An 18137-nucleotide genomic window follows, 5' to 3' on the forward strand; every position below is an offset into this window, starting at 1 on the left:
GTTGGTGGAACAGAGTATGCCTTTAAGCAATTACAACTACCAATGCCAGGAATTAATATGTAGGCCATCTATTTTTGTTTAAACTTTAATATTTTCAAGAATTACGCCTTTTCTCGAGATTAATTTTCAAAGTTGCGTTAACTTAAAATTAAAAAAGTGGTTTTATTTCATTAATAGATATTCCACTTACAATTTTTACTTTTCCAATGTCTTGTGAAGGCAATAGGAACCTAAGTTTTCCACCTTTAATTTTTTTATCAAGCAGCATGGATTGAGTAATTTGATGTATTTTTTTCTTTGAAGAGATTTTAGTTGGCAAGCCATAGTTTTTAATTAACTTTATTATTGAATTCATCTTGTTTTCTGAAATCATATTATGCTTGAAAGCTAATTTACTTGCTAAACACATGCCAATGCTAACTGCTTCACCATGTGTGTATTTTTTATAGTTGTAAGCTTGTTCAATCCCATGAGCAAAGGTATGTCCTAAATTTAAAATTGCTCTTAAGCTTGATTCCTTCTCATCTTTACTAACTATCTTTGCTTTAACTTTACATGAATGAATAATTATTTTTAAAAGTGAATTCATATTTCTTCTTAAAATATTTTTTTTGTTTTTTGTTAGAAAATTAAAAAAATCTCCTTTGTCTAAAAGTGCATACTTAATTACTTCTCCCATGCCAACTAAAAATTCTTTTTCCGAAAGAGTTTTAAGACAATTTGGATCAATTAAAATAATTTTTGGTTGATAAAATGTTCCAAGTAAGTTCTTCCCTTCTTTAATATTGATAGATGTTTTACCTCCGATTGAAGCATCAACCATACCTAATAAAGTAGTTGGCATACAAATAAAATTAATCCCTCTGTAATATATTGATGCAGCAAATCCAGTAAGATCACTAATTACACCACCACCAAGTGCACAAAATGTATCGTCCCTTTCAAACTTATTTCTTATTGCATAGTTAATAATTCTTAGAAGGGAATTTAAATTCTTAAATTGTTCACCTGAAGGCAGTACTAAAGTAAAAACATTAAAGCCAGCTTTTTTAAGGCTTGTTTTAACTTGTTTTAAAAATATTTTAGGTACTTTGTCTTGAGTTATAATTAAAATCTTTTTTCCTGTGAATAGTTTTTGAACATAGTCCCCAGAATCTGCTAATAGATTTTGTTTTATGTAGATGTTATAACTTTTTTCTTTCAAGTTAACTTTAATAATTTCTTCTCTCATAGTTTAAAAATTGATTTTTTTGTTAGCATCTAAAAGGTTAATAATTTCATCTGCAATTTCATTAATGTTTTTATTTTCTGTACTTATTTGAAAATCAGCTTGTGCATAAATATATTTTCTTTCATTAAGAATTTCCTCAAGTTTTTTTACAGGCTCTTCATTATCTAAAAGCAACGGTCTTATTCTTTTACCTGCAATTCTTTCATATAATGTTTCTGGAGATGCATAAAGAGCAATTATCCAACTAGCTTCTTTAAGATATTTAAAGCTTTCAATGTCTTGTATTGCACCACCACCGGTTGCAATTACTATTCCAACATATTGTGATACTTTCTTAATGATTTCCTTTTCTAGTTTTCTAAAAGTATTTTCTCCTTCTTTTTCAAAAATTTCAGGAATTGTTTTTCCTGTTTTTCTTTCAATAAGCCTATCTGTATCAATAAATCTTCTGCCAAGTTTTCTTGCAATAGTTCTGCCTACTGCTGATTTACCTGAACCCATAAGTCCTATAAGTACAATGTTTTTTGCTTCGTCAATAATATCCATTTTTAACCTTTCAATTTTACATCTTTTTTACACTTTTTGTTAAGAGAGGTCAAAGCGTATACTAACTAGAGTTAGAGTTATTAATAAGCTAATATTTTACAAACAGGAGTTTATATGAAAAATCAAGAAGAGTATCTTAAAAAAGATAAGAAAAATATTATTGCATTTGGGGAGAATGAAGATAATTATCTTCTTTTGCCTCAATCTCAAGAAGCTGAACAAGCAGTGCTTGGAGCAATTTTTGCTCAAAGTGATTGCTTAAATAGAATAATTGAAATAATATCTAATCCCAAATCTTTTTATAGACCAGCTCATCAAGTGATTTACAGTGCGATTTTAAAACTTTATGACAAGAATGAAGCTATTGATCCTTTAACTGTTTCAGAATATCTTCAAAACAATAATGAGCTTGAAGAAGTAGGAGGCAGATATTACTTAGGACTTTTATTGTCTCATGCACCACTTGCTGTTAATGCTGAAAGATATGCTCAGATAGTTCTTGAAAAATCAATACTGAGAGAAATTATTTTTGCTGGCAATCAAATTTCAAAAGTTGGATATGAAGAAACACAAGCAAGCAGTGCTATTGAAAGATCAGAAAAATTACTTTTTAATTTAATTCAAAAACAAACAAGCCAAGCTCTGACCCCAATTAGTAGTCTTGTTAATGATACATGGGAAAGACTTGAACAAAGAGAGCAAAAAAAAGGAGAACTATTAGGCTTGGATACTGGGTTCTATGACTTAAATGCACTGACTTCTGGTTTACAAAAATCAGATTTAATAGTTATAGCAGCACGAACTAGTATGGGTAAAACAGCAGTTTGTTTAAATATTGCAGAACATGTTGGAGTTGCACTTAAAAAAGTTGTTGCAATTTTTAGTTTAGAAATGTCAAAAGAACAAGTTATTCAAAGAATGGTTTGTAGTAGAGCAAGTATAGATGCAAATAAAATGAGATTTGGGCAGCTGCAACAAGACGATTGGACAAAACTAGGAGTTGCATTTGGAGAACTTGGCGATGCACCAATTTATATTGATGACACTCCTATATCAACAGTAATTGAAATGAAAGCAAAAGCAAGAAGATTAATATCTGAGCTTGGACAAATTGATTTAATTATAGTTGACTACTTGCAATTAATAGAAGGACAAAGATCTGATAACAGAGTACAGGAAATCTCTGACATTTCAAGAGGATTAAAAGCTTTTGCTAGAGAACTTAAAGTTCCAGTTCTTGCTATTAGTCAGCTCTCAAGAGCAGTTGAAGCAAGACAAAACAAAAAACCAATGTTATCTGACTTACGTGAAAGTGGTTCAATAGAGCAAGATGCAGATATAGTTATGTTTATTTACAGAGATGAATATTATAATCCTGAGACTTCTAGTAAAGGTGAAGCAGAAGTTATTATAGCTAAGCAAAGAAATGGCCCTACAGGAAAACTAACATTATTATTCCAACCAAACATTACAAAATTCAGAAATCCTGCAAGGACGTTTGTGTAAATTATTTATGTAACTTTGCTGTTTTTAAAATAATTTCAACAAGCTCATCATAGTTTATGTCTGCTGCTTTTGCTTGTGCTGGTAAATCACTTAGATCAGTCATTCCAGGTAAAGAATTTATTTCAAGTAAGTAAGGTTTATTGTTGTCACTCAATATAAAATCAACTCTTCCAAAAGAAGAACAACCGATGGCATAAAATACTTTTAATGAATCTGATTTTATTTTTTTTACAATATCTTTTCTTATTTTTGCTGGTAATAAAAATTCGGTTAATCCTTTAATGTATTTAGCTTGATAATCATAAAATTCATTTTTAGGCTTTAGTTCTAAAATTGGTAAGACTTTTGGTTTATTATTAATTTCAATAATGCTAACTGTAATTTCTCTGCCTGGAATAAATTCTTCAATTAGATAATCACAGTGATTGAAGTCTAATTTGTCTATAATTTTTTCTAATTCTAAAAAACTTTTTATCTTAAATGTATTTATGCTGGAGCCTTCTTCTCTGGGTTTTAAAAAAATAGCTTTATTTTTTTTGACAAGTTTTTCCCAGATAGTTTTTAAGTTTATTTTTTGTAGATTTGATTTACTAACTAAATAATATGGTGGAGTTAAAATACTGAGATTTTGTGCTATTTGTTTTGTAATTAGTTTATCCATTGCAATAGCGCTTCCTAGGATAGAAGAGCCTGTGTAAGGAATCTGTAGCCATTCTAGTATTCCTTGAATTGCCCCGTCTTCTCCAAACTTTCCATGTGTAATTAAAAATGCAACTTCAATTTGTTTCTTTTTTAAATTAAATAAGTCATCTGTTTTTTTTATATCAATAAGAAAAGTATTTTTATAACCAAGTCTGATTAGTGCATCAAAACAATTCTTGCCTGATTTAAGTGATATTTCTCTTTCATTAGAAATGCCACCACATACAACACCAATTCTGGTATTTTTATTAATTCTCATTCTTAATATTGTAACTTCTTTTGGGCGGGTCGCGACCTGCCCCTACATCTTGATACAATGACTAACATGCAAAGAACCTATGATGAAATAAATGAAAAAATCAAAACCAGTAAAGTAGAGGTTTTAACAGCAGTTGAAGCTAAAGAGTTAATAAAAGAAAAAGGTGTAGATTATTTTTTTAATAATGTTGATGTTGTTATTTTTGCTAGTTTTGAAATGAATACAAATGCTCTTTTATATTTAAACTTTGGGCAAACTGATCCATTGATTTACTTTTTGGAAGCTTATATCAATAATGTTTTTGCTTATCCTGCAAGTCCAACAGATGTGGCTTTGTCTTGTGTTGAAGTATCAAAGGATAACTTTCAATACGGTGGCGCTCATGTTGTTGAGGATTTAGTAAAAGGCAAAGATGTATATTTAAAAGCAATAGGAAAAAACTTAGAAGTATTTCCAAACAAAGAATTTGAAACCTGGTTTAATTTAAAAAAGGTAAATCAAGCAAGATTGTTATTAAATCAAGTAATTAATCAAAACAATATTGTTGCAACTAATGCAGGAGATAAAGATATTAATTCACATATGGGAACTCTTATTGCACATCTTGAAAACTCAACTTTTAATTCTTCAAGTTATTTAAACCCGCTTGTAAATGATCCTTACTGTAAAACCATAGGTACAGGAAGCAGGATTTGGATTGGTGGAGGAAGTGGATATGTTATTGGTTATGGATCTAATCATAATCCTTTGCAGAAAAGGAATGAATATGGTATTCCAATAGGACCTGGCATAACATTGTCAGCAATTGCTGATTTAAATTCAATGAATTCTAAGTGGGTTAGAGGAGGATTCCTGAAATCATTCGGGCCTGTTCTTTATGTAGGTGTTGGTGTACCAATTCCAATATTAAATAAAGAAATTGCTGAGCAAATTAAAATTACAGATGACAATATACATACAACAATAGTTGATTTTTCAATACCAAGGCGGGCAAAACCAACTTTTGGCCAGTGTACATATGCTGAATTAAGAACAAGCACAGTCATTATTAATAAAAAACCAACCCTATCAGCTCCTATGTCAAGCATGGCATATGCATTTGAGATTTGTGATTTGTTAAAATCTTTAATATTAAACAAGAACTTTTATTTATGTAAACCCATTGAATCAATTAATATGAATACAGAACTAAAGAAATTAGATGCTAGATTAAGTGAGTTAGTGTAAGAAGAGAAAAAGGAGAAAGAAAGAATGAGATTTTTATTGTCGTTATTGTTTTGTTTTTTAATTTCAGGTTTTTATGTACTGGCAGAAGTTGAAACTCCTGAAACCCTTTCAGAGATTCTTCAGATAAGGTCTGAAAATGCTTTATTAATAATTGATGTAGCTAAGAAATATCCTGATATTAACTTCTTAAAAGAAGAAAACCCTGACAAAATTGTAATTGAGCTTTTAAACAGTAAGTACCATGACTCTTTTAAGTTTGATGATTTTGTTAGAGAGCAAGTACTGTCCATGCTTTCTTTTGTAAGTGATATTTCAGTAAGTGACAGTGCTAATCAAAAAATTTTAGTAGAACTTAATTTAAAACCTGGCCAAAAGTTTTTACCTAAACTAGCTTCAAAGAAGGATAATGCTGTAAAAATATTGCTACTTCCAGCTGATGTAGTTATAACTTTAAGAGCTGCAGAACTTTACAACAGGGCAGTAAAAGAACAAAAAGCTAAAAACCTTGAAAGAGCTGAAGAACTATACAAAGAAGTAATTTCTTTAGATAGTAGTTTATTTCTTGCAAGATTTAATTTAGCAGCAATATACCTTGATACTGCTAAATATGATGAAGCTATTTCTATATTAAATGGTTTAGTTAATGATATTGAAAAGCAGCCTGGAAGTGAGCCTGATAAAAAAGAAAATTTAATTTTTGTCCATAATGGGCTTGGAATTATTTATTATGTTAAAGGTGATCTTGAAAATTCTACCAGTGAGTTTCAACAAATTCTAAAACTAGCGCCCGAGTTCCATGAAGCTTTTTATCATATTGGATTAGTCTATGAAAAGAAGAAAGATCTTAAACTTGCAAGAAAGAATTTTCAAAGGGCTGTTGACTTAGATAAAAAGTTAGCAGATGCTTATTATCACTTAGGTATGATTGATGTAATAGAAAAACATAAAAAAAGTGCTAAGAGTAATTTTAAGAAGGTACTTGAACTAGCTCCTGAAACTGCTCTAGCAAGTTTGTGTAAACAAGAACTAGAAAAGCTTTGATTAAAAAAGAAATAAATTGGTATTTTTTAGACACTGGCTCTAATGATGGTTACTTTAATATGGCTTGTGATAGTTATTTGTTAGAAAGTTTAATTAATGGTGAACTTAAGTTTCCTGTTTTAAGAGTTTATAGATGGAGTAAACCAACTATTTCAATTGGTTTGAATCAATCCTTCTCTGAATTAAATACTAGTTTTTATACGATTGTTAAACGGATATCTGGTGGACAAGCTGTTTATCATGGTTTGTGTGATGATGAGCTAACTTACAGTATTGTTTTAAATACGAGTTGTGGAATAAAAAAAATATATTTAGAAATAGGTGAGGTTTTAATTTTGTTTTTAAAGCAATATAGTTTAAATGCACACTTTGGTTATTCAAGTAAAAATTATACAAATGATTTTAATTGTTTTAATACTAAGACTGTTGCTGATATTGTAGTAAATGATATAAAAATTATAGGAAGTGCACAATGTAAAAAAGATAAATATATTTTACAACATGGTTCAATTAGATTAGATATTATAAGAGATTTATCCGGGAAAGATGTTTCTTTTAATACAGCAGCTAAGAATTTAAAAAAATGCTTTGAAGAACTTTTACATGTTAGTTTTCTGGATTATAAATTATTAAATAAAATAAATGTATGAAAACGGTCGCTAGTAGTAAAGAACAATATTCAGTAAGTGATATAACTGAGATTTATAATTTGCCTCTTTTAGGACTTATCTTTAAAGCACAATCTGTTCATAGAGAATATCAACCAATTAATAAAGTACAGTTATGTACCTTAAGTAATATTAAAAGTGGAAATTGTCCTGAAGATTGTAAATATTGCTCACAAAGCTCAAGACACAATACAGACATTGAAAAATATAATCTCTTAGATAAGGAAGAAGTTTTAAGACAAGCAAAACTTGCAAAGCAAAATGGAGTAAAAAGATTTTGCATGGGAGCTGCATGGCGTAGTATTCCTAATGATTTTGAGTTTGATAAAGTACTTGAATTAGTTACAGGGGTTGCAAAATTAAATATTGAAGTTTGTTGTACGCTTGGAATGCTTACTCAAGAGCAAGCTTATAAATTAAAAGAGGCAGGTCTAACTGCATACAATCATAATTTAGATACATCTGAAAATTTTTACAAAGAAATTACTACAACAAGAAAATATCAAGATAGACTACAAACAATTCAATACATTTCAAATGCTGGTATTCGGTTATGTTGTGGAGGTATTCTTGGACTTGGAGAAAGTAAAGAAGACAGAATTGAGTTAATAAAAACTTTAGCTAATCTGAACCCTCAGCCAGAATCAGTTCCTATAAATGTTTTAGTAAGAATAAAAGGGATACCGCTTTATAAAAATCCTGAAATAGATTCTTTTGAAGTAATCAGGACAATTGCAATCTCAAGAATATTTATTCCGAAAGCTAAAGTTAGGCTTTCAGCAGGCAGGCTTGAAATGAATCATGAAATGCAGACACTTTGTTTCTTAGCAGGTGCAAATAGTATTTTTACTGGTGAGAAATTACTTACAACAAAAAACCCTGAGTTTAATAGTGATAGAGAATTATTTAAGAAATTAGGATTAGAGTCCATGTAATCTCTTGTTACGCAATCTGTTTTTTAAATCTTTTTATTGCATAGTAGAGAATTATAATTCCATATAAAAGTAAAGGAATTATGTCATGTATTAGTTGAATGAAAGTTGCCCCACGTAAAATAATTCCACGCAATATTTCTAAAAAGTAAGTTAGTGGAATAAAATAACCAATTGCACTCATGACTGGTGGCATATTTTCTCTTGAAAAAATAAAGCCACTAAGTAAAATAGATGGAATAATTACAAGCTGAAGCAGTTGAGTTGCTTGAGCATGATTTTCAGCTGCAGTTGAAATTAATAATCCAAGAGATAAGCTAGAAAATAAAAATATTGTAGATAAAATAAAAAGCAAAACAATACTTCCATGAATTGGTACCTTAAATAAAAAAACCATGACCATTGTAACTATAAAAAACTGCATAAACCCAATCATTGCATAAGGTACTAACTTCCCAATTAATAACCCTCCTTGACCAATAGGAGTTACCATAAGTTGTTCAAGTGTGCCTTTTTCTTTTTCTTTTACTATTGACAAAGCTGTTAAAAATGTTGTAATTATTTGCATGATAACTCCAAGAAGTCCCGGGATCATAAAATTAACACTTTTTAAATCAGGGTTAAATAAGACCCTTGTTCTGGGTTCTATTAATCTAGTATTTATTTCATAAAAATCTTCTGTTATTTTTAAACCAAAACTTTGAATTATAAGACTTGCAGTATTTGAAGCTTGTTGTGCAACTGTTGAATCAGAACCGTCCACTAAGATTTGAATTGAAGTTGGTTTATTTGATAAAACATTTGCTTGAAAGTTTTTTGGAATTACAAAACCTGCTTTAACCTTACCTTCTACAATGTTGTTTATTAACTCTTCTTCACCGTCAGGAAAATATTTAATGTTAAAGTATCTGGAATTTTGAAGCTTCTCTAAAATTAATTTCGAATAATTTGTTTTATCAAAATCTAATACCGCACTTCTAATATTTTTTATATCCATATCAATTGCAAAGCCATATATTGTTAATTGAATAGCAGGTATTAATAAAGATAAGGAAAGAGTAAGTCTGTCATTTATAATATGAATTATTTCTTTAAAAACAATAGCTTTAAAGCCCCAAAAGAAAGAATTGTCTTTAAAAAAATTATTTAACATTTGATCCTTTTGTTTTTGTAATACTTACAAACAATTCTTCTAGTCCTTGTTTTGAGCTTGCAAGTTCAGATGTTATGCCATAAACAATAAGTTTTCCTTCGTGTATATAACCTAGCTTTGTACATCTTTCTGCTTCATCCATGTAATGGGTTGTTATAAAAAGTGTAAGATTGTCACTCGCAAGTTTAAAAAATAAATCCCACATTTCTTTTCTTGCTACAGGATCAATACCTGCAGTTGGTTCATCTAAAAATATAATTTTTGGTTTATGAAGTAAAGCACATGCAAATGCAAGTCTTTGTTTAAATCCTCCTGACAGTTTTGCGACTTGTTTGTTTTCTTCCTCATCAATATGCGTTAATTTCATAACTTCATTTATTCTTTCCTCTTGTTCTTCATTTGGTGTAATTCTATAAAGAATGCTGTAAAATTTTAAATTTTGTTTTATTGTTAAGTCTTCATAAAGACTAAATTTCTGAGACATGTAACCAATTTCTTTTCTAATCTTTTCTCCTTCAGTTAAAACGCTGTAATTGTTTACAGTTGCATCTCCTGAAGTGGGTGTAATAAGTCCGCATAAAAGTTTTATTGTTGTTGATTTTCCAGATCCATTTGGGCCAAGAAAACCAAAGATTTCACCTCTTTTAATTTCAATATTTAAATTATCTACTGCTTTTTTTTTATTAAATTCTTTAGTAAGTAAGTTTGTTTTAATTACAATTTCTGTAGTCATAAAGTTTATAGTTTGACTGTAACGTACATCCCATCTCGTAATTTATTTTCTTGATTTGTAATTTGAATTTTTACTGGATAAACTAATTTTGTTCTTTCTTCAGGTGTTTGAATATTTCTTGGTGTGTATTCGGCTTGTGCACCAATATAACTTATGTAACCATCAAATAATTCATCCGGAAAACTATCTGCTTTAATTTTTACTTTTTGATTTATTTTTGCTTTTGACAGCTTATTTCCTGGTACATATACTCTTACATACATGTCGCTTAGATCAGTAATTGTCAGTAATGGTTGATTAGCTTTAATAACCTCACCTACTTTTAAATCAAAACTACTAATCTCACCAAACTCTGGTGCAATTACAGTTAGTTCTGAAACATATTTTTCTAATTCTTTTACGTTTGCTTTGTAGTAGTCAACTTGTGCTAGTAGGGCTTTAACTTGATCTTTTCTTGGACCTTCTTTAATAAGGTCTTCATTTTCTTTTGCTTTAATGAGCTGTTGTTCAAAGCTGTTTAATTCTTCCTTGGCAACATCTTTTTGTGTTTTAGACTCATCCAGCTTTTGTTTTGAAATGCCACCTTCTTTATATAATTCTTCCATCCTTTTGTAATCAGCTTCTTCGTTTTGATATTTGCTTTTTGCTTCTTCTACTAATGCTTGAAATTTTACTCTTTCAGCAACTGTCTCATTAATTTCTTGAGGACGTGCTCCCATTACTAAATCACTTAAATCAAACTGTGCTTTTTGAAGAGATGCTTTTGCTTGATCTAATTGAGCATGTATTTCATCTCCTTCAAGCTCAAGTAATTTTTGTTCTTGGTTTACTTTGTCTCCTTCCTTTATAAAGATTTTAGATATTCTGCCTGTTACTTTTGAACTTACTTTTATGTCTTTAGCTTCAATGCTGTTTGACAGGATTAATTTTGTAGAAGAATAGTTTAGCCAAAAGTTATAAGAAAACCAAGCAATAAATCCAAGCAAGACAATTGGCCATATTTTTAGTATTCTTTGAAATATAGATTGCATGATTATTTAGACTTTTTTAAGAGGTAGCTGTTTCATAAAGAACTACATCTTCTTATATTCGTCTGTAACTTTGATGTATTCACACAAACAAATTATATTTCTTTTGGCCTTATTTGTTTTACATAATTTAAGTATTTTGCCGGTTTGTTCACAAGAGGGTGAAAAATTATTTGGACCAATGAAATTAGAGGCAAGAATTGATGTTCCATTAGAACTTAGTTTAGAAAAAGCATTAAACATTGCTATTTTACAAAACTTAGACATAGCTAAAGCAAAAAGTCAAAAAGAAATTGACAGGTGGAAATATTGGGAAAACATTGGGAATTGGCTGCCAGATTATAAGTTAGGTCTTTCAGCTCAAAGGTATGATGGCAGTTTTTTAGTTGGTGGTGTTTTCCCAGTCATGACTCTTACAAGCAGTGTAAACGCTTTTATGAGATTTGATTATAGATTTTTTGAAGGTGGAAAAGGATTTTTTAATACACTTGCAGCTAGAAAAGTTTATAAGGCATCTAAAGAAAATTTATTAGCATCGCAAAACAATATACTACTTGAGGTTACAAGAGCTTATAACAATCTTTTAAAAGAACAAGCTCAGCTGGATGTTTTGACAAAGGCAGTTGAAGAAGCAAAATCAGAAGTAGAACTTAATACAAATCTTGAAGCTCAAGGAGTTGGAACAAGGTTTGATGTCTTACAATCAAAATCTCAACTTGCAGAACAAGAGCAAGCTTATATAATTCAACAAGCAAAGCTTCGTGAAGCATCAATAAAATTAGCTACTTTATTAAACTTAGAACAAGGTACACACATAAAACCAAATGAAAATGATTTAAAAGTTAAAGACTTATTTGATATTAATAAACCAATAACTGAAATAATTAATTTAGCAGTTAAAAATCGTCCAGAAGTTAGAGCTGCTAAATTAGAGTATGGAGCTGGAAAAAATCTTATAGGTGTAGCAACTTCAGAGTTTTTGCCAAAAGCAAATATTTTTAGTCAGTATGGGGGAACTGGAAATGTGCTATTTCACAGAACAAAAAGAAAAGGTTTTGTACCTGATGCAATTGCATTAGATGATACTGGAAGTCCAGTTGCAACCATGATTACAAGAAAAAGAGAATTATTTCAAGCATTTGAACCAGTGCAAGATTTAAGTAATATTACAAATGTATCTAATGTAATTAGAGGAGGTGGAGGACCAAGTTCTTTTGTTACTGATGATTCACTAAGGGCAAACAAAAACTATGGAGTACAAGTTGATTGGGATATTGCAATGGGACTTGGTGTTACAACTGTTTCTAAAATCAATGAGTCAAGAAATAAAGCCAAATTGCTAGTGACAGATTTTGATATCTTAAATCAAGAGGTTGAAAAGCAAGTCAGAACTTCATATTTAAATGTTCAAGCTACAAAGCAACTTTTAGAAGTTTCAGAAGCAAGAGTAAGTGCAACAACTGAAGCATTAAAAATAGCAAAAGCAAGAATAACAAATGGAATAGGAATAAATACTGAACTCCTCAATGCAGAAAAACAATATGTAGATTCTTTAGCTTATAAAGTTAATTCAATTATTGAACATAACAATGCACAAGCTGAACTTTTGTATAGTCTCGGGTTGATTAGTGTGGAGAGATTGTTAGGTAAATAAGGTTGTATGTTATTATACTACCTTACAATTTATACCCTACTTCCCCTTACAATTAACCTTACAATTGAAAATTTTATGAACACAAGGAAATTAATTCTAAAAAAAGTCAAATCAAAGGGATTTGTTACTAGTTCAGAAATTGTTAAACTAACTGGTATATCCAGACAAACAATAGCTCAGTATTTTAGAGAACTTATATCAAAAAAAAGACTTATTAAATTTGGTTCCACTCATAATGCAAAATACATACAGTATACAAAAAGCAAAAGTTTACATCTTAAAAATTCCAAAGAATCTGTTTTTTCAGCAATATACCTTAATAAAGATCTTCAAGAAGATAGAGTCTTTCTAGAAGCATCAATGAAGATGAAATTACAAAAGAAACTCTCAGATAATGTTTATAAAATTGCTCAATTTGCCTTTACTGAAATGCTGAATAATGTGATTGATCATTCAAGATCAAGAAAAGTAAAAATTTTAATACGATGTTTAAATGGAATATTTGATTTTCAAGTTGATGATAAAGGTATTGGTGTATATGAAAATATACGTAAGAAGTTTAAATTAAAAGATCATTTTGAAGCTGTTGAACATTTATTAAAAGGTAAACAAACAACACTTCCTTCAAAACATTCTGGGCAAGGTATATTTTTTACTTCTAAAATCGCTGATTTGTTTGTTTTAGAAAGTGCTTATTTAAACTTAACCATTAATAACACTGAAAATGAAGTGTATTTGGATGATCTTAAAATGTTTCATAGAGGTACAAGAGTAATCTTTTCAATAAAACAAAGATCAAGAAAAAATCTTAGGGATTTGTTTGCACAATTTGAAAGTGATGATTATGAATTTGACAAAACAAAAGTAACTGTCCACCTGTCTCAGAAGCATAATAAACATGTTTCCCGTTCAGAAGCAAAGAGACTTTTGTTTGGACTTGAAAAGTTTAAAAGGATAGTATTAGATTTTAAAGGAGTAACAGGAATAGGTCAGGGCTTTGCTGATGAAATATTCAGAGTATTCAAATCCAATTACCCTGAAATCAAAACAGAAACAATTAATGCTTCACCAAGTGTTGAATACATGATCAAGAGAACAAGAAAATAAACCTTACGATTTTGAATAGCTGGTAGATCTTTAGAAAATGAAGATAATAGTGATAAATCAATACAACCTATATAGTTCTAAAATACTGGATCCTTTAGTGGTATCTTAAACCAAATTCTTAAAAACTCTCGTATTTGGCCAAGTATTCTAATTAACTTAAATTGCCCCCAGGAAGAAATCTTGTCATTTAATAAAATCTTTCCAATAAGAAAGAAAAGTAAGTAGTAAGGGATTAAAATAAAAACTCTTGTAAGAAATCTAAAAAGATCAAGCACTGGAAAGTTTCTTCCTCCTTTACGAATTGTTGATATTCCATTTCTATAATGCCAGCTTTTTATAAACTCTTTACTCATTCTGTAAGCTGAAACAGGATGAAAAACAATTGCTTTTGGGTAATAAAAAATTTTTTCACTACCTCTTAAAAGTCTTGAACAAAACTCTGTATCTTCACAAGGAATGCCACCATATCCAACTCTTCCTAAGTCTTCTCTAAACTTTCCGTATTTTTGAAATAATTCTTTGTTAATCCACATATTTGCACCAATTGGATTTGTTTCTTCTTTTGAAAATGGATAAAGTTTTTCAGTGTCACCATTGTCATGAGCAGGAAATATTTTTTGACTTAATGAAAAAAATCCACTTAGATTTATGTAAGAAGGTTTTTCTTTTTCCCAAAGTGGAATTACTTTCCCGCCAAATGCTTTATATGGATACTTTTGTAAGGAGTCATTAATTTCTTTTAACCAATTTTTATCAAGCACTATATCATCATCAATAAATACAATTACATTTCCTTTTGCTAAAGAAAGTCCTTTATTTCTTGAAATTGCTAAACCTTGTTTAGGTTCAAAACAATATTCTATAAAGCTATGATTTTTTTGAAGCTCTAAAATTATTTCTTTTGTTTCATCAGTTGAATTGTTATTTATTAAAAGTATTTCAATGTTGTCTTTATTCTCTTGAATATTTACTTGTTTAATTAATTCTAAGAGTAGAGGTTTTAATAGTTTTGCTCTATTATAAGTACAGAGTAAAATCGTTAGATATATTAATTTCTCCATATGAATGCTATTAATTTAGAAGAAAAACAAATTACTAAAGATGAGTCTGGCTGGCCTCGTAACTTAGATCAGTTTACACCACTTATGAGGCAGTTTCTTGAAATTAAATATAAATATGACTTAGACGTATTACTTTTTTTTAGAGTTGGGGATTTTTATGAGACATTTTTTGAAGATGCAAAAATTACTTCAAGAGAGTTAGAACTTACTTTAACAGGAAGATCTGAAACAAGTTATCCAACAGGTAGAATACCAATGGCAGGAGTACCTGCAAAAGCAGTTATTAATTATGTTTCAAAACTTTTAGATAAGGGTTATAAAGTAGCTATTTGTGAACAAATGGAAGATCCTGCATTAGCTAAAGGTGTAGTTAAAAGAGAAGTAACAAAACTTTTAACTCCAGGGACACTTTTAGAAACAGATTGGTTACCAAAATCTAGAAACAATTTTATTGCTTCGGTTTATAAAGACAAGAAAAAAGAAAAATATGGATTTGCATATGCAGATGTATCTTGTGGAGAATTTTATTTTACAGAATGCAGTTATGATGAACTATTATCAGAGCTTAATAGAATAAATCCTTCTGAACTTATAATCCAGACTGTGTATGAGAAAGATCAACATCAAGTAGTAAAAGAAAAAAAATTAAATATAGATTTGTATATAAAAGAAAATTGGTTTTGCACTGGCTTAGATAGTGAGTATTTTAATGAAGACTATGCAAGTAAAAGAATTAAAGATGAATTGCAAATTCATTCATTGGATAGTCTAGGGGCTGATTTAAATTTAGGAATTATTACAAGTGGTGCAATACTTTCATACATAGATAAAACCCAATTACAGGAAAAACCAAAGTTTGAAAAAATAATATCTTATAATATTGATTCATTTTTAAGTTTAGATAAATCAACAAGAAAAAATCTAGAATTAACTGAAACTACAAAAGACAAATCATACAATGGTTCATTATTATGGTCTATTGATTTTACTAAAACACAAATGGGAAAAAGAAGACTAAGAACATGGATTGAACAGCCTTTACTGGATATAAATCAAATAAATGAAAGGTTAAACTGTGTTGAGGAGTTAATAAATAATAAACATGTTTTTTCTGATCTTAATTTAATACTTGAAAAAATATTTGATCTTGAAAGAATTTGTTCAAGACTACAAGCAAGTGCTGTAAATGCCCGTGAGCTTAATGCCTTAAAAGATTCACTTCAGGAAATACCATCACTAGCATTAAAACTAAAAGATTTTAAATCACTGTTTTTCCAGAAGATAATAAATTATCCAAAAGAAATTGAGAAAGTAGTTGAGATTATTGAAAGTGCAATCTTAAGTTTTCCTTCAAATATTTTAACTGAAGGAAATCTTATTAAGCCAGAGTTTAATTTAGAGTTAAAAAAATTAAAAGAAATCATTCAAAACGGTCATAGCTGGCTTAGCTCATATGAAATAATTGAAAGGCAAAGAACTAATATAAAAAATTTAAAAGTTGGATTTAACAGATCATTTGGATATTTTATAGAAGTAACTAAAGGAAATTTGTCATTAGTTCCATCCGATTACATTTGCAGGCAAACAATGACAAACTCATCTAGATTTATTACAAGTGAGTTAAAAGAATTTGAACAAAAAGCATTAAATGCAGATCAAAAAATAATCTCGTTAGAGTATGAAATATTTTGTCAAGTTAGAGAACAAGTAAGAACTTACTCATCTGTGTTAAGAGAACTTGCATATAATGTTTCGGTCTTAGACGTTTTATTTTCCTTAGCCCAGGCTGCAGTTATAAATAGTTTTAAAAAACCTGTTCTTGATGATTCAGGAGTAATAGAACTAAAAGCATCAAGGCATCCTGTAGTAGAAAAAAAAGTTGGATTTAATAATTTTGTCCCAAATGATTGTTTTCTTGTAGGAGTACATGGCAATGCACCCAAGAATGTTACAAATCAGCTTGTGATATTAACTGGCCCAAACATGGCAGGTAAAAGTACTTACATGAGACAAATTGCATTAAATGTAATTCTTGCACAAATCGGATCTTATGTACCTTGTAATTATGCAAGAATTGGAGTAGTTGATCAAATATTTACAAGAGTAGGCGCTACTGATGATATTGCTGAAGGTCAATCTACATTTATGGTTGAGATGACTGAAACAAGTGCAATTTTAAATAAAATGACAGGAAAAAGTTTAATTTTACTTGATGAAGTTGGCAGGGGAACAAGTACTTATGATGGAGTAGCAATTGCATGGGCATTGGCAGAATATCTTGTTAAAGAAAAAAAACCTAGAACTATTTTTGCAACTCACTTTCATGAGCTAAACGGGCTTGCTGATTTTTATTCTTCTATTTCTAATTACCAAGTTACCGTAAAAGAAGAAGAAGGGCATGTAATATTTTTAAGAAAAGTAGTTCCAGGTGGGGCAGACAGAAGTTATGGAATAGAAGTTGCAAAAATGGCAGGCTTACCTAAAGAACTTTTAACTCGTGCTCAAACTATTATGAATACAATGTATAACAAAGCTAGGTCAGTAGTTAAAAAAGAATCAATTAAATCACAAATAGAATCTGGGCAGTTAAGCTTGTTTGGTGAGTTACAACAATAAAGTTTTTTAAAAGGAAGATATAATACTTTAATAAATGCCTGAGAAAATAAAAATTTACATTGATACTTCAGTCTGGAATTTTGCACTTGAAACAAGAGGGGAAGAGAGTTTGCTTGTGCATAAATTTTTGAATGATTTTGGTACAAAAGATAATTATAAGTTTTTTATATCAGATCTAGTCTATGGAGAAGTAAATGAAGCTCATGAAGCAAGGATGAGAGATTTGAAAAATCTTCTAATGTATTATAAAGCAGAGAATTTGGAAATTACTGAAGAGGTCTTTATTCTTTCAGATAAATATCTTTCAAATAATGTAATTCCCAGGAATAGTTTTGGTGATGCAGTTCATATTGCTGTTGCAACAGTTAGTGGTTGTGAATTCCTTGTTTCATGTAATTATAAGCATATGGTTAGTGCTAAGATTATACGTGGTGTGCATTTAATTAATCAGAAAGAAGGGCATGATTTGATAGAAATTGTTTCACCGAAAGAATTTGTAGGTGGCTAAAAATAGGAGGTCTCATGAAAAAAGAAGAAAATTCTTTAAAATGGATAAGGCAAGTACGAAAAAAGATCAGTAAAAAACTCTTGAGCTTGCCTACTAATGAAGAGCGTGTTAGGTATATAAAAAATAAAGCAATCTTAAAAGCTAATAAAAGAAAAGTAGGCTGAT

The 18137-nt window shown here is 29.7% G+C and carries 17 protein-coding genes; 10 read left to right on the forward strand and 7 right to left on the reverse strand.

Going from position 1 to position 18137, the window contains the following annotated elements:
• Nucleotides 1-148: 148 nt before the first annotated feature.
• Both aroB and HYY52_07520 read right to left on the reverse strand, forming a co-directional pair.
• Nucleotides 149-1231, reverse strand: a complete 1083-nt coding sequence (aroB, locus tag HYY52_07515; protein ID MBI2996530.1) for a 3-dehydroquinate synthase — start codon at nt 1229-1231, stop codon at nt 149-151.
• 3 nt (nt 1232-1234) lie between these two features.
• Entirely contained in the window at nt 1235-1777 is a 543-nt protein-coding gene (locus HYY52_07520; GenBank protein ID MBI2996531.1) for a shikimate kinase, read from the reverse strand.
• 114 nt (nt 1778-1891) lie between these two features.
• On the opposite strand from HYY52_07520, the gene dnaB reads away from it, so the two are divergent.
• Entirely contained in the window at nt 1892-3283 is a 1392-nt protein-coding gene (gene dnaB / locus HYY52_07525) for a replicative DNA helicase (GenBank protein MBI2996532.1), read from the forward strand.
• 1 nt (nt 3284) lies between these two features.
• On the opposite strand, the gene HYY52_07530 is transcribed toward dnaB, so the two are convergent.
• Nucleotides 3285-4244 carry a D-alanine--D-alanine ligase gene (locus HYY52_07530; protein ID MBI2996533.1) on the reverse strand — a complete coding sequence of 320 codons (960 nt, stop codon included), beginning with the start codon at nt 4242-4244 and terminating at the stop codon, nt 3285-3287.
• Nucleotides 4245-4301: 57 nt separating this feature from the next.
• On the opposite strand from HYY52_07530, the gene HYY52_07535 reads away from it, so the two are divergent.
• Genes HYY52_07535 through bioB form a run of 4 tightly spaced genes read left to right on the forward strand, consistent with a single transcriptional unit; the run spans nt 4302 to nt 8115 of the window.
• Nucleotides 4302-5471, forward strand: coding sequence for a homocysteine biosynthesis protein (locus tag HYY52_07535; protein ID MBI2996534.1), 1170 nt, complete (start codon nt 4302-4304; stop codon nt 5469-5471).
• Nucleotides 5472-5495: 24 nt separating this feature from the next.
• Nucleotides 5496-6512, forward strand: coding sequence for a tetratricopeptide repeat protein (locus HYY52_07540; protein ID MBI2996535.1), 1017 nt, complete (start codon nt 5496-5498; stop codon nt 6510-6512).
• Complete coding sequence (locus HYY52_07545; GenBank protein MBI2996536.1) at nt 6509-7162, forward strand: hypothetical protein; 654 nt, start codon at nt 6509-6511, stop codon at nt 7160-7162. The genes HYY52_07540 and HYY52_07545 overlap by 4 nt, the downstream gene beginning before the upstream one ends.
• On the forward strand, nt 7159-8115 hold the full coding sequence (gene bioB, locus HYY52_07550) for a biotin synthase BioB (GenBank protein MBI2996537.1): 957 nt from the start codon (nt 7159-7161) through the stop codon (nt 8113-8115). Before HYY52_07545 ends, bioB begins: the two co-directional genes overlap by 4 nt.
• Before the next feature lie 7 nt (nt 8116-8122).
• Here the strand turns inward: bioB and HYY52_07555 are convergent, their stop codons facing one another.
• The 3 genes from HYY52_07555 to HYY52_07565 are packed head-to-tail and all read right to left on the reverse strand — an operon-like array spanning nt 8123 to nt 11029.
• Nucleotides 8123-9265, reverse strand: a complete 1143-nt coding sequence (locus HYY52_07555) for an ABC transporter permease (protein ID MBI2996538.1) — start codon at nt 9263-9265, stop codon at nt 8123-8125.
• A complete protein-coding gene (locus HYY52_07560; GenBank protein MBI2996539.1) occupies nt 9255-9998 on the reverse strand; it encodes an ABC transporter ATP-binding protein in 744 nt (247 codons plus the stop codon). The genes HYY52_07555 and HYY52_07560 overlap by 11 nt, the downstream gene beginning before the upstream one ends.
• A 5-nt stretch (nt 9999-10003) precedes the next feature.
• The gene (locus HYY52_07565; protein MBI2996540.1) at nt 10004-11029 is read right to left on the reverse strand and encodes an efflux RND transporter periplasmic adaptor subunit; all 1026 of its coding nucleotides are present in this window, start codon (nt 11027-11029) and stop codon (nt 10004-10006) included.
• Nucleotides 11030-11132: 103 nt separating this feature from the next.
• On the opposite strand from HYY52_07565, the gene HYY52_07570 reads away from it, so the two are divergent.
• Together HYY52_07570 and HYY52_07575 are read left to right on the forward strand one after the other, a co-directional pair.
• Nucleotides 11133-12680, forward strand: a complete 1548-nt coding sequence (locus HYY52_07570; GenBank protein MBI2996541.1) for a TolC family protein — start codon at nt 11133-11135, stop codon at nt 12678-12680.
• Between the two features lie 75 nt (nt 12681-12755).
• Nucleotides 12756-13787, forward strand: a complete 1032-nt coding sequence (locus tag HYY52_07575) for a DUF4325 domain-containing protein (GenBank protein ID MBI2996542.1) — start codon at nt 12756-12758, stop codon at nt 13785-13787.
• Nucleotides 13788-13864: 77 nt separating this feature from the next.
• On the opposite strand, the gene HYY52_07580 is transcribed toward HYY52_07575, so the two are convergent.
• Complete coding sequence (locus HYY52_07580) at nt 13865-14848, reverse strand: glycosyltransferase family 2 protein (protein MBI2996543.1); 984 nt, start codon at nt 14846-14848, stop codon at nt 13865-13867.
• Between HYY52_07580 and mutS the strand changes: the two genes are divergently transcribed.
• The 3 genes from mutS to HYY52_07595 are packed head-to-tail and all read left to right on the forward strand — an operon-like array spanning nt 14849 to nt 18136.
• Nucleotides 14849-17464, forward strand: coding sequence for a DNA mismatch repair protein MutS (gene mutS / locus HYY52_07585; protein ID MBI2996544.1), 2616 nt, complete (start codon nt 14849-14851; stop codon nt 17462-17464).
• A gap of 34 nt (nt 17465-17498) precedes the next feature.
• Nucleotides 17499-17972: a PIN domain-containing protein gene (locus tag HYY52_07590; protein ID MBI2996545.1), complete on the forward strand. Its 474-nt coding sequence runs from the start codon at nt 17499-17501 to the stop codon at nt 17970-17972.
• A gap of 14 nt (nt 17973-17986) precedes the next feature.
• The gene (locus tag HYY52_07595) at nt 17987-18136 is read left to right on the forward strand and encodes a hypothetical protein (GenBank protein ID MBI2996546.1); all 150 of its coding nucleotides are present in this window, start codon (nt 17987-17989) and stop codon (nt 18134-18136) included.
• Nucleotide 18137 lies beyond the last annotated feature (1 nt).

This window comes from Candidatus Melainabacteria bacterium (assembly GCA_016193285.1).
Taxonomy (GTDB): Bacteria; Cyanobacteriota; Vampirovibrionia; order 2-02-FULL-35-15; family 2-02-FULL-35-15; genus JACPSL01.

Bases quoted from the DNA above. Each gene is read 5' to 3' on its own strand.
- aroB (MBI2996530.1), bottom strand. From the start codon at position 1,231: ATGAGAGAAGAAATTATTAAAGTTAACTTGAAAGAAAAAAGTTATAAC.
- HYY52_07520 (MBI2996531.1), bottom strand. From the start codon at position 1,777: ATGGATATTATTGACGAAGCAAAAAACATTGTACTTATAGGACTTATG.
- dnaB (MBI2996532.1), top strand. From the start codon at position 1,892: ATGAAAAATCAAGAAGAGTATCTTAAAAAAGATAAGAAAAATATTATT.
- HYY52_07530 (MBI2996533.1), bottom strand. From the start codon at position 4,244: ATGAGAATTAATAAAAATACCAGAATTGGTGTTGTATGTGGTGGCATT.
- HYY52_07535 (MBI2996534.1), top strand. From the start codon at position 4,302: ATGACTAACATGCAAAGAACCTATGATGAAATAAATGAAAAAATCAAA.
- HYY52_07540 (MBI2996535.1), top strand. From the start codon at position 5,496: ATGAGATTTTTATTGTCGTTATTGTTTTGTTTTTTAATTTCAGGTTTT.
- bioB (MBI2996537.1), top strand. From the start codon at position 7,159: ATGAAAACGGTCGCTAGTAGTAAAGAACAATATTCAGTAAGTGATATA.
- HYY52_07555 (MBI2996538.1), bottom strand. From the start codon at position 9,265: ATGTTAAATAATTTTTTTAAAGACAATTCTTTCTTTTGGGGCTTTAAA.
- HYY52_07560 (MBI2996539.1), bottom strand. From the start codon at position 9,998: ATGACTACAGAAATTGTAATTAAAACAAACTTACTTACTAAAGAATTT.
- HYY52_07565 (MBI2996540.1), bottom strand. From the start codon at position 11,029: ATGCAATCTATATTTCAAAGAATACTAAAAATATGGCCAATTGTCTTG.
- HYY52_07575 (MBI2996542.1), top strand. From the start codon at position 12,756: ATGAACACAAGGAAATTAATTCTAAAAAAAGTCAAATCAAAGGGATTT.
- HYY52_07580 (MBI2996543.1), bottom strand. From the start codon at position 14,848: ATGGAGAAATTAATATATCTAACGATTTTACTCTGTACTTATAATAGA.
- mutS (MBI2996544.1), top strand. From the start codon at position 14,849: ATGAATGCTATTAATTTAGAAGAAAAACAAATTACTAAAGATGAGTCT.
- HYY52_07590 (MBI2996545.1), top strand. From the start codon at position 17,499: ATGCCTGAGAAAATAAAAATTTACATTGATACTTCAGTCTGGAATTTT.
- HYY52_07595 (MBI2996546.1), top strand. From the start codon at position 17,987: ATGAAAAAAGAAGAAAATTCTTTAAAATGGATAAGGCAAGTACGAAAA.